The following is an 11,226-nucleotide window of genomic DNA, read 5'->3' as shown; positions in this document are numbered from 1 at the left end:
TTCGGTCAGTAGTCGTTGACGGATGAAACTGGAGGTGAGCCGCTGTGGTGCTTTCGATTTCGGCGGTGCTGCTGCTGGCGATCATCACAGTCCTGCTGGTGAAGAAATCCGGCCTGAAAGCGGGGCACGCGGTGGTCTGCGTGATGCTGGGCTTCTATCTGGCCGGCTCGAACATGGCTCCCACCATCGACGACCTCGGGACCAACGTCGCCGACGTCATCGGCGACATCAAGTTCTAGCGGCCCTCCCCGTCGCCCGCGCCACCCGGCCCCGCGAGGGCCCGGCCCCCGCGCCCGATCCCGCGCCGGCCCGCCCGTGGTGGCCCCGACCGCACCCGGCGCGGGCGCGAACGCGGGCGGGGCGGCCGGGGCCGCCGACCGGTAGCCGCCCGGGGCCCGTGGGGCGAGGCGGACTCGTAGGCTGTTCCCATGACCGTCCTTCCCGCTCGTCGTCTGCTCCTGGTGCACGCGCACCCGGACGACGAGTCGATCAACAACGGCGCCACCATGGCCGCGTACGCGTCAGCGGGCGCGCACGTCACCCTGGTGACCTGCACCCTCGGCGAGGAGGGCGAGGTGATCCCCGCCGATCTGGCCCACCTCGCCGCCCCGGCGCCCACCACCCCGCCGGGTGACACGGAGTACGAGCGGCCGACGTCGCCCCCGGGGGCGACGTCCCCGGCGACCCGGGAGGCCAGACGCCGTGCCGCGCTCGGCGCCCACCGGGCCGGCGAGCTGACCGAGGCGATGGCCGCGCTCGGTGTCGACGACCACCGGCAGCTCGGCGGCGCGGGCCGCTACCGCGACTCGGGAATGATGGGCGCGCCGCAGAACCGCGAGGCCGGCGCCTTCTGGCAGGCCGACACCGACGAGGCGGCGGCGTACCTCGTCGAGGTCATCCGCGAGATCAGGCCACAGGTGCTGGTCACCTACGACCCGCACGGCGGCTACGGTCACCCCGACCACGTCAAGGCGCACCGGGTCGCGGTCCGCGCGGCCGAGCTCGCGGCGGAACGGGGCTTCCGCCGCGACCTGGGTGACGCGTACGCGATCGAGAAGGTCTACTGGAACTGTGTCCCGCGCTCGGTGGCCGAATCCGGACTGGCCCGCGCGCGGAAGCTGGCCGACGGCGCGGACGGCGGACCCTTCACCGGTACCGCGTCGCTGGTCGACGTACCGGGTGTGGTCGAGGACGACGAGGTGACGACGGTGGTTGACGGAACGGCACACGCGCCGGCGAAGGTCGCGGCGATGCGGGCGCACGCCACGCAGATCACCGTGAGCGGCGACTTCTTCGCCCTGTCCAACGGGCTGGGCCAGCCCCTGCTCACGACGGAGTACTACCGCCTGGTGCGGGGCGACAGAGGGCCGACCGCACCCGAGGCCACACCCTGGCCGGGCCGCGAGGACGACCTGTTCGCGGGGGTGGCCACATGAGTGCGAACGCGGGCGCCGGCAAGGGCGCGACCGCCGGCGCGAACGCCCCCCGGGACAGGGCGGCCACGGGCGCGACACCGGGCGCCGACGCGAGCGCGGCCAAGGGCACGGGCACGAGGTCGGGCGCCGGTGCGGCCAAGGCGGCCGGCGCGGGCGGTCGTACGCCGGCGCGCAGCGGCGCCGGGGCGCGGCCGGGCTCCGGCGCCGGGGCGAGCGCGGGCGGCGGGACCAGCGGTGGCGGCGCGTGGCTGGCCAAGCCGCTCAGCCCGCTGCGGATCGGCGTGTACGCCGTGCTCGTGGTGGTCGGCGCGGTCGTCGGCGTGGCCGGCGCGCTGGTCCAATCGGCGTGGTTCCCGGGTGGGTTGCTGCTGGCACTGCTCGGGCTGACCGCGCTGTGTTACGGCGGTCTGTATGCCACCGGCGCGCGCGCCGGCGCCTGGTCACCCGCCGGCGGCTGGCTGATGGTGGTGCTGTTCCTGACCGCCACGCGACCCGAGGGCGACTTCGTCTTCGGCTCGGGCGTCGGCTCGTATCTCTTCCTGCTGGGCGGGATGTTCGCGGGTGTGATGTGCGCCACGGTGCCCAAGCTTCCGCAACCGCCGGCCCCGGCGAACCGACTTGGGAAATGACGTCACCATTTGGGCGTGACGTCCGGATGGCACGGGACGCGGCGCCGGGTACCCGCTGGGAGTGGGGAAACGGCGGCCGACAAGTGCCGGTCGGCCGTGCCCAGTATGGTGGTGCGCGCCGCCGAGCCTGCCCTGGCCTACGGCATGGGGAACCCCAGCGCGAGATGGGGGGCGGCGGAGCTAACTGGGAGAACCTGCTTTGAGCCGTGAATCTGACAGTTCGTCCTCCGGGCCCCAGGGGCGCGGCGACACCGCGTACCCCTCGGGTACCCCGCCGTACGGATCGCGCCAGTATCCGTCGCCGCACCCGACCCAGGAGGCCCCGTACGACAACGCCACCGCGGACGCCCCCCGGGCCCCGCGCGTGCCGGAGGAGCCGAAGACCGAGACCACGCTGACCACGCGGATCCGGATCAACATCCCCGGTTCGCGGCCGATCCCCCCGGTCGTGGTGCGCAAGCCGGTCGGTGACGACGACGCGACGGGCGCGGGCTCCGGTGGCTCGGCCGCCGGCCCGGCGGGCGCGTCCCCCCGTGGCGGACAGCGGTCGGGCGGCGCGGCGGGCGGCAAGGACGGCTCACGGCCGGGCGGCCCGGCACGCGGCGCGGCCGGGTCCGCGTCCGGTGCGGCCCCTTCGCCCGCCTCCGCCCTGCCGCCGTCCGGCGGCACCGCCTCCGGCTCGGGCACGCTCTCCGGCCCGAGCGGGGACGCCGGCGAGGGCGAGCGCAAGCCGAGCGAGCGGACCAGCGACTGGTTCGCCCCCCGGAAGCCGAAGGCGACGCAGGCCCCGCAGGCGGCGGCCCCCGCGCCGGCCGCTCCCACGCCCCCGAGCGCCCCCGCGCCGGAGACCACCCAGGAGACCACGCAGCCCTTCCCGGCCTTCGGCGCGGACGGCCTGTCCGGCGACGACCCGTACACCGACGGCTACCCGGAGCGCCCCGCCCCGGACGGCGCGTCCGGCCAGGGCTACGGCGGTCAGAACGGCTACGCCGACCCGCTCGACTTCGGCGGGGCGGCTCCCGTGGGGCAGGACCCCTTCGGCGCCGGCCAGCCCGGCCCGAGCGCCGGCCAGCCCGGCCCGAGCGGCGGCCAGCCGTACTACCCGGACTACGCCGACGGCCAGCACGGCGCGAGCCTGGGCGGCCAGTCGGGCGCCGGTCAGGGCGACCCGCTGACCGACCCGCTGCCCGGCCCCCTGAGCGATCCGCTCACCGACCCCCTGCCCGCCCCCCTCGCCGACCCGCCGCCGGATCCGCTCACCGACCCGCTGGCCGGCTTCCCCGGCTCCGGGCCCGGGACGGGCGGCGCGGCGCCGGACGAGCCGGGCACGGACTACCCGCCGCTCTCCGTCCCGACCCGGGGTCTGGAGTACGACGACTGGCCGGTGCGTACGGACACGCCGGCCGAGGGTTTCGCCAGCCCCTGGGTGGGCGGCGCGGCCCCCGGCGCGCCGGCCGCGCCCTTCGACACGCCCGGCGGCTCCTTCGACGGGCCCGGCAGCCCGTTCGACAGCCCTGGTGGCAGTGGGATCGGTGGCTTCGACACGCCCGGCGGTCAGGGTGATCTGAGCGGGGCCGACCCGAGCGGCGCCGTCGGTGTCGGCGGCGACACGGCGCGGCTGACGCCGCAGCAGCCCCGCAAGAAGACGAAGAAGGACACGTCCACGCCGCCGGCCGGCCCCGGCGGGCCGCCCGGACCGGGCGCCGGCGCGTCCGGCGGACCGGGCGCGACCACGCGCGGCGGCGGCCCCTCCGGTGGCCGGGCCACCGGCGAGCCCGAGCCGACCGAGAGCGAGCGCGCGGCCAAGGCGGCGCTGGACGCGCTGGCCTCCGGCGTCCGCCCGAGCCCGCCGCCCGCCGCGACCGCTCCGCCGAGCGGCCCACCAGCCTCGGGGAACACCCTGGTCAGCGGCGTGCCCGCGACGCCTGGTGGTGCGGCCAAGCCGCCCGCGCCCCCCGGCGGGGAGAGCCCGAAGCCGGCCGCGCCCGCGCCCAGCGGTGGCGGCGGCAAGGCCAAGAAGAAGAAGGGGCGGTCCAAGCTCGTCATGGCGGGCGTGGGCATCGTCGGCGTGGTGTGTGTGGCGTACGGGGCGGGGCTGGTGCTCGGCCACGCGGACGTACCCAACGGCACCACCGTGCTCGGCATCGACATCGGCGGCACCTCGAAGGAGGAGGCGGTCAGGAAGCTGGACTCCCAGCTCGGCAACCGCACCACCGCGCCGATCAAGGTCTCCGTCGACGGCGAGCAACTGGAGCTCAAGCCGTCCGTGGCGGGCCTGTCGATCGACACCGAGGCCACCGTGCGCGCGACCGCCGGGCGCGACTACAACCCGGTCACCGTCATCGGCTCCCTCTTCGGCGGCACCCGGGAGGCCGACGCCAAGGTCAAGGTGGACGAGGAGAAGCTGCGGGACGCGCTCGGGCGACTCGCGGGCGAGGGCTCCGGGACGGCACGCGAGGGCAACATCACCTTCGAGCCCGGCCGCGCGGTGCCCGTCTACGGCAAGGCCGGCAAGTCGCTGGACGCCGACCGGTCGGTCGACGCGGTGGCCCAGGCGTACCGGGAGCGGGCCGAGAGCGGGGAGAACCGGGCGGTGGCGCTGCCGAGCGCGACCAGGCAGCCCAAGATCTCCAACGCCGAGGTCGACCGCAAGATGGAGCAGTTCGCCGAGCCGGCGATGTCGGGCCTGATCACCGTTCAGGCGGCCGGCCGGGGCATCGACTTCGGCCCCGACCGCTCGCTGCCGCGCATCCTGTCCATGAACGTGGTGGACGGCAAGCTGGTCGAGCACTACGACCTGGACGCCATAAAGGAGCTGTACGGCAGCACCTTCGAGGGCGTGCTCGTCGAGCGCGGCGACGGCACCAAGACCCCCGTCAGCCCGACGGACGTGGCGAGCGTGCTGGGCAAGGCCCTGACCGCCAAGACGCCGCTGGAGCGCGTGGTCCAGATCCCCCACGCGACCCTGGGCGGCTGAGACAGGGGGCCCGACGCTCGCCCGGCGACCTCACGAGGGCCGGCCGGCGACCCGACACGGGGTCGCCGGCGTAGGCCGAGGCGCGGCGGTCGGGCCGGGCCGGGGCGGCTAGTTGAGGAGGGCGCGGGCCGCGCGGGCCTCTCGGCGCACGGTCTCGGCCGAGCTCGGCTCCATCGCCGCGATGACGTCCGCGTACTCCTCCATCTGCGCGGCGCCGCCCCGGAAGTCGCCGCGCTGGACGAGGAGCTGGGCCCGTTCGTACCGCAGCCGCGCCGGGTGGCTGGGCAGCAGGAGGGACAGCTCGACCGCCCAGAGCTGGACGTCGGTGCGCTCGGGGCGGGCGGCGGCCCAGGCACGGATGTTGTTCAGCACCCGCAGCAGGATCTCCAGCGGCTCGGCGGGCGCGAGCAGGGCCGGGGACAGCGGCGTACCCGTGGCGCCCGCCACCAGCAGCGCCGCGTCCTCCTCCGTCAGCGGGCGCCCGCCGTCGAACGGGTCCACCAGCGCGTGCCGCCCGCTCGGATCGCCGAACCCGATGACGAAGTGGCCCGGCAGCGCCACCCCGTACACCGGCGCGCCCGCGCGACGGGCCACTTCCAGCCACACCACGGACAGCAGGATGGGCAGACCCCGCCGGCGCCGCAGCACCTCGTGCAGCAGCGAGGACTCCAGGCGCCGGTAGTCGGCCGGGGTGCCGTGGAAACCACACCGCTCGCCCAGCAGGGCGGCGGTCGCGCTGGCCCACGCGTCCGGGTCGCCCGGCGCGAAGGGCAGCAGCCCGGCCAGTCGGTCGAGCTCGATCTGGGCCGCGTCGACGCCCGCCTCACCCAGTTCCGGGTGGGCCTCCGCGCCGACCAGCAGGCACAGCAAGGCCAGGTCAGGGCGCTCTTCCCGCGCCTCATCGGCGAAGCGTCGCCGTCGGTCCGTCGTGTCGTACATGTGTGCCTCGTACCCTGCCGGGCCGTGTCGAGTACCCGCTCAGCGGGCGTCGCCCCGTGGCGCGCGGAAGTAGTGGTAGGGGTGGTGGACGCGGAAGCCGAGGCCGTCGTAGAGCGCGTGAGCCCGCGCGTTGTCGGCCTCGACCTGAAGGTAGGCCGCCGACGCGCCCTCGGCGAGCGCCGCGCGGGACAGGGCCGCCATCACCGCGCTGGCCAGGCCCCGGCGACGGTGCGACGGCGCGACCTCGACGGCGGTGAACCCGGCCCAGCGGCCGTCCACGACACACCGACCGATCGCCACGGCCTCGCCCCCGCCGGCCGTGCCGGGGCCCCGTACGTCCCCCGGGTCGCCCGTCGCGTCGGACTCCTCCCACACGGTGGCGAACCAGACCGAGGGGCCGCCGGTCAGCACCGTCAGGCTCTCCGGGACCGGCTCCCCGAACCGCTGGTAGCGGGCCAGCCACGCGTCGCTGACCGTACGCGAGACCTCGGCGCGCAAACCCGTCGTGCCCGGTCCGGCCGCGCCCCCAAAGCTGCCGGACGGCGCGCCGCCGATGCCGTCCGGGTCGCGGAAGGGCGCGGGGTCCCGGTCGGCGACCGGCGCCAGGGCCGCCGTCCACACCTCGGCCGTGCCCTCGTTCGTCCAACCGCGCCGCGCCAGCTCGGTGGCCAGATCCTGCTGCCCGCCCGCGCCGTCGCGGCTGACGTGCACGTACGTGGGCAGCCCGCGTTCGTCGTACCATGCCCGCACGCGACGGAGCGCCTCGTCGAGCGGCAGCCCGGGGTCACCGAGCGGCAGCACGGAGTTGGCGCGCCGGGTGAACCCGCCGGCCGCGCGCAGCTCCCAGCCCGCGCCCGCCGCCAGCCCGGCCGTGGGGTCGGCGCCGGCCGGGGCGAGCCGCAGCCGGTCGGCCGGCGGCCAGGCGCGTGCGGCGACCCGGTCGAGTTCGTACGCGTCGGTGGCCGGACCGCGACGCCGGGTCGGCGGCACACCGGGGCGCCCGCCGGGCGCGGGCGGGATCACCTTGCCCGCCACGAGCGTGGCTTCCGCGATGCGAACATCCTCACCGTTCTTTCGCGTGATCCGCACCACACCCCCAGTCCAGGATGTAAGGACCCCTACGGTGTCGGTGAACTTCTGGGGCCCGCCCCCAGGATCGTTCAGGCGGCGTACCGACACGCGTTTTCCCACGTCAGCGGGGGAAATTCTGACCTCAAGTCGTCCGCCCGTGGTGAACTCCACAGCTTGGTCCGCCCCTCATGTTCGTCTCCTGCCCCGGAACGGAGATACTAGGTGTGGGCATCGACGACGCCGCGCTCCCGCGCGCCACGCGGCGGGGCCGCACACCGGTCCCGCCAGCCCTACCGAGGAGGAACGACAGCGTGACCTACGTCATCGCGGAGCCTTGTGTTGACCTGAAGGACAAGGCCTGCATCGAGGAATGCCCCGTCGACTGCATTTACGAGGGCTCGCGGTCCTTGTACATCCATCCTGACGAATGCGTCGACTGCGGTGCGTGTGAGCCGGTCTGCCCGGTCGAGGCCATCTTCTACGAGGATGACACTCCCGAGGAGTGGAAGGACTACTACAAGGCGAACGTCGAGTTCTTCGACGAGCTCGGTTCGCCCGGCGGTGCCTCGAAGCTCGGTCTGATCGAGCGGGACCACCCCTTCATCGCAGCACTCCCGCCGCAGAGCCACGACGAGTGACCCTCAGCCGCGACGAGTGACCACCGGCCTCGTCCGGCCCCGATAGGCTCCGCGCGTCGAGCGCGGTCTCGGTCCCGTACGGCCCTCCCCGCCCCCCGTGGGCGCGCGTGACGGGCCGCGCGGGGCCGAGACGTTTTTCCGGCGCGACACCCGCGACACCCGTCGTACGCGCACCATCCGGTGCCCCCTCCGCGCCCCCTCCGCGTCGCGCGCGGCGCCAGAGGGCCCCGACTCCGGCGGTACGCGCACCACCCGCACCACCAGCACTTCCGGCAGCACAGGAAACGAGGCACCGTGTCCCCCGTCACCGACCGCCTTCCCGTCTTTCCGTGGGACCGGCTCGAACCGTACAAGGCCACCGCGACCAGCCACCCGGACGGCATCGTGGACCTGTCGGTCGGCACCCCGGTGGACCCGGTGCCCGCCGCGATCCAGCGGGCCCTGAGCGCGGCGGCCGACAGCCACGGCTACCCCACCGTGTGGGGGACGCTCGCGCTGCGCGACGCCATCGCCGGCTGGGTGCGGCGGCGGCTCGGCGCCGGCGAGGTCGACCACGCCCAAGTGCTGCCGGTCGTCGGCTCGAAGGAGCTGGTGGCGGCCCTGCCCAGCCAGCTCGGGCTGGGCCCCGGCGACCGGGTGGCCTTCCCCCGGCTGGCGTACCCGACGTACGAGGTCGGGGCGCGGCTCGCGCGGGCCGAACCCGTCCCCTACGACGAGGACGTCTTCGCCGACGACGCGAAGCTGGCCGCGTTCGACCCGGCCGGGCTGAAGCTGCTGTGGCTCAACTCGCCGTCCAACCCGACCGGTCGCGTGATGTCGGCCGACGAGCTGCGCCGCGCCGTGACCTGGGCCAGGCGGCACGGGGTGCTGCTGGTCAGCGACGAGTGCTACCTGGAGCTCGGCTGGGAGGCCGAGCCGGTCTCGGTGCTCCGCGAGGACGTGTGCGGCGGCTCCTTCGAGGGCCTGGTGGCCGTCCACTCGCTGTCCAAGCGCTCCAACCTGGCCGGCTACCGCGCGGCGTTCCTGGCCGGCGACGCGGCCGTGCTCGGCGAGCTGCTCGTGATCCGCAAGCACAGCGGGCTGATGACGCCCGCGCCCGTCCAGGCGGCCACCGTCGTCGCGCTGGGCGACGACACGCACGTGGCCGAGCAGCGGGAGCGTTACGCCCGCCGGCGCGAGGCGCTGCGCGGCGCGCTGGAGGCCCACGGCTTCCGTATCGAGCACAGCGAGGCGTCGCTCTACCTGTGGGCCACGCGGGCCGAGTCGTGCTGGGAGACCGTGGCCGACCTGGCGCGACGCGGCATCCTGGTGGCGCCGGGCGACTTCTACGGCGCGGCGGGCGACCAGTTCGTCCGGGTCGCCCTGACGGCGACGGACGAGCGGATCGCGGCGGCGGTCGCCCGGCTGGGCGCCTGACGGGCAGCCGAAGGGGCCCGGAGGCGCGTGTGGTGAGCGCTTTCCGGGCCCCTTCGGCTTCGACCGCGCCGAGAGCGGGGCGCGGGCCGCTCGTGGGGGAGGCGCGGCCCGCGCGGGAGGAGCGTGCTGGGTCAGCCGATCGGCAGGTCGGTGCCGGTCACGTCGCGCGCCAGGTTGTCGGTGGAGACGCCGCGCTGGAGCAGGTTGTCCTCCGGCAGGGCCTTGTCCAGCTTGAGCACGGTGTCGAGGAACGCCTCGCCCGCGAACTGCTGCGCTTCCTCGACCGGCGGAGCCGCCTTCTTGCCGAGCGAGCCCACCGCCTTGCCCGCCGCGGGCACGCCCTGCTTGACGATCTCGCCGCCGATCTGTCCCGCGCTCTCGGCGGTCCCCTGGGTGGTGCGGTCCAGCGCGTCGCCCAGCGGGCTGCTGTCGGGGGAGCTCAGGCCGGCCAGTTCGGCGGGGGACTGGGCGGGGGCCGCCTGCGCCGCCCCGGCGCCGACCAGGGGGGCCGCGCCCGCGGCGACGAGCAGCGCGGCCCGAGCGATCCGACGCGTGAGGGGGAGGGACATAGTGCTCCTTCGACGGTGTCATGCGGAAAACGTCAGATGCGCGACGTTTGGTGCGAGTGTCCGGAGAGTGGACGCAGTGACTACCGCGCGAGGGCTCGGAAGGTTGCGGTTTCGTAAGGTAAAGAATTGTTAATGCGTCGCATTATCGCCCCGGTAGGAGCGCCCTATTTCCCACCCCGGACGGGAAAGGGGCGCACATCGCGCGGTGCCGGTGTCGGGCGGCCGTGATCCGCCTGGCGTACACACGGGGTGGTACGCGCTCGGGCGGGCGTACGAAGGCGCCACGGGTCGACGTCCGAAGTGGGTCGCACGGCGTGGCGGTGGGCGGGCCCGTGGAGTTCGACGGATTCTCCCCGGCCTCGGGATTCACCGGGCGAGCTCGACGCGTACCTCGGTCAGGGAATTCCGCGCAACCGAATCCCCGGAATGAGCGCTCTTTCGGGAAACCGTTCGCCAACCCTTTTCGGCGGAGCTCGCCACCCATTCCCGGCCGTCGAAGGAGATCCGCGCGACACGCAGCTCGGTGGCGCGGGCCATCGCCCAGTGCGCCAACTCCCAGCCCCGTTCCCGGGGGTCGCCGCCCGGCACCGTCGTCCGCACCGGGATCACCACCTCGTGGCGCGCCGTGTCGGCCGCGCCGGCGTCGGGCCGCGCGCCGGGCCCCGGCGCGCCCGGGGCGCCGTCGCCGGGCCCCCGTCGGGTGGTGTCGGAGGTTCCTCCCGCCGCCCCGTGGTCGGCGCCGCCGGCCCCGGGCTCGCCGATGCCGCCCTGACCGGTGGCGTCGTTCCCGGCCTCGGGCCCCCGCTCCGCCTCGGCCCCCCACACCCGCGGCCCGAACTCGCGCGCGACCAGCGTCCGCAGCCGCTCCGGGTCGCCGGCCTCCCCGTCGTCGGGCAGGGCCGGGCAGCGGAAGGAGGCCGCGAGCCGGCCGGTCATCGAGGCCGTCAGCAGCCGGGCCTTCGGCTCGTGCTTCGCGTACGCCTGCGGGAAGCCGCTGAACTGCACGCGCTGCGCCGCGACGGTCAGCGGCAACCGCGAGTAGCCGGGCACCTTCACCAGGTCGTCGTAGAACTTGCCCGTGGCGTAGACCGGGTCCAGGATCTGCCGCGCGCTGCCCCAGCCCTGCGAGGGGCGCTGCTGGAAGAGGCCCAGCGAGTCCCGGTCGCCGCGCCGGATGTTGTGCAGCCCCGACTCCTGCATGGCGGTGGCCAGCGCGATCGTCACCGCCCGGTCGGGCAGGCCGCGCGCGGAGGCGACCGCCGCGATGGTGGCCGCGTGGCGCGACTGCTCCGGATCGAGCTCCAGGCGTTCGCCGTCGGCCCGTACGACACAGCGCGGGGCGCCGCCGCCCCCGGTCAGCAGATGCGCCGTCACGTACCCGAGCAGGGCGAGGACCACCGCGCACGCCACCCCGACGCGCGCCCGCCGGGCGCGGCTGCGGAGGAAGGGGAGGACCACGCGAGACACCGTACTGGAGTGCGTACCTCCACCGTACGAGGGGCCAAGGAAGCGGCCGACCGGCCGTCACACGCCCGCCACCTCCGCGTATGC

The 11,226-nt window shown here is 75.3% G+C and carries 10 protein-coding genes; 6 read left to right on the top strand and 4 right to left on the bottom strand.

The window, feature by feature from the left end:
* The first annotated feature begins 44 nt into the window (after positions 1–44).
* The 4 genes from ACFVFR_RS22325 to ACFVFR_RS22310 all read left to right on the top strand — a co-directional run bounded on the left by ACFVFR_RS22325 (position 45) and on the right by ACFVFR_RS22310 (position 5,042).
* Positions 45–239 carry a hypothetical protein gene (locus ACFVFR_RS22325; protein WP_383704393.1) on the top strand — a complete coding sequence of 65 codons (195 nt, stop codon included), beginning with the start codon at positions 45–47 and terminating at the stop codon, positions 237–239.
* A gap of 189 nt (positions 240–428) precedes the next feature.
* Entirely contained in the window at positions 429–1,436 is a 1,008-nt protein-coding gene (gene mshB, locus ACFVFR_RS22320; protein ID WP_383704391.1) for an N-acetyl-1-D-myo-inositol-2-amino-2-deoxy-alpha-D-glucopyranoside deacetylase, read from the top strand.
* The gene (locus ACFVFR_RS22315; RefSeq protein ID WP_383704389.1) at positions 1,433–2,065 is read left to right on the top strand and encodes a DUF6113 family protein; all 633 of its coding nucleotides are present in this window, start codon (positions 1,433–1,435) and stop codon (positions 2,063–2,065) included. The genes mshB and ACFVFR_RS22315 overlap by 4 nt, the downstream gene beginning before the upstream one ends.
* 199 nt (positions 2,066–2,264) lie before the next feature.
* Positions 2,265–5,042, top strand: a complete 2,778-nt coding sequence (locus ACFVFR_RS22310; RefSeq protein ID WP_383704387.1) for a hypothetical protein — start codon at positions 2,265–2,267, stop codon at positions 5,040–5,042.
* Between the two features lie 108 nt (positions 5,043–5,150).
* On the opposite strand, the gene ACFVFR_RS22305 is transcribed toward ACFVFR_RS22310, so the two are convergent.
* Both ACFVFR_RS22305 and ACFVFR_RS22300 read right to left on the bottom strand, forming a co-directional pair.
* On the bottom strand, positions 5,151–5,981 hold the full coding sequence (locus tag ACFVFR_RS22305) for a tetratricopeptide repeat protein (RefSeq protein ID WP_383704385.1): 831 nt from the start codon (positions 5,979–5,981) through the stop codon (positions 5,151–5,153).
* Between the two features lie 39 nt (positions 5,982–6,020).
* Positions 6,021–7,223: a GNAT family N-acetyltransferase gene (locus ACFVFR_RS22300; protein ID WP_383704382.1), complete on the bottom strand. Its 1,203-nt coding sequence runs from the start codon at positions 7,221–7,223 to the stop codon at positions 6,021–6,023.
* 140 nt (positions 7,224–7,363) lie between these two features.
* On the opposite strand from ACFVFR_RS22300, the gene fdxA reads away from it, so the two are divergent.
* Positions 7,364–7,690, top strand: coding sequence for a ferredoxin (gene fdxA / locus ACFVFR_RS22295; RefSeq protein ID WP_176163910.1), 327 nt, complete (start codon positions 7,364–7,366; stop codon positions 7,688–7,690).
* A 294-nt stretch (positions 7,691–7,984) separates the two neighbouring features.
* Positions 7,985–9,106, top strand: coding sequence for a succinyldiaminopimelate transaminase (gene dapC, locus ACFVFR_RS22290; RefSeq protein WP_383704380.1), 1,122 nt, complete (start codon positions 7,985–7,987; stop codon positions 9,104–9,106).
* A 131-nt stretch (positions 9,107–9,237) separates the two neighbouring features.
* On the opposite strand, the gene ACFVFR_RS22285 is transcribed toward dapC, so the two are convergent.
* Together ACFVFR_RS22285 and ACFVFR_RS22280 are read right to left on the bottom strand one after the other, a co-directional pair.
* Positions 9,238–9,675, bottom strand: coding sequence for an ATP-binding protein (locus tag ACFVFR_RS22285; RefSeq protein ID WP_383704378.1), 438 nt, complete (start codon positions 9,673–9,675; stop codon positions 9,238–9,240).
* A gap of 366 nt (positions 9,676–10,041) precedes the next feature.
* The gene (locus ACFVFR_RS22280) at positions 10,042–11,133 is read right to left on the bottom strand and encodes a hypothetical protein (RefSeq protein WP_383704376.1); all 1,092 of its coding nucleotides are present in this window, start codon (positions 11,131–11,133) and stop codon (positions 10,042–10,044) included.
* Positions 11,134–11,226: the final 93 nt, after the last annotated feature.

It is taken from the genome of Streptomyces sp. NPDC057702 (assembly GCF_042799315.1).
Classification (GTDB): Bacteria; Actinomycetota; Actinomycetes; order Streptomycetales; family Streptomycetaceae; genus Streptomyces.
The sequence above is the reverse complement of the archived record's forward strand: the minus strand, read 5'-3'. Positions and strand labels throughout refer to the sequence as shown.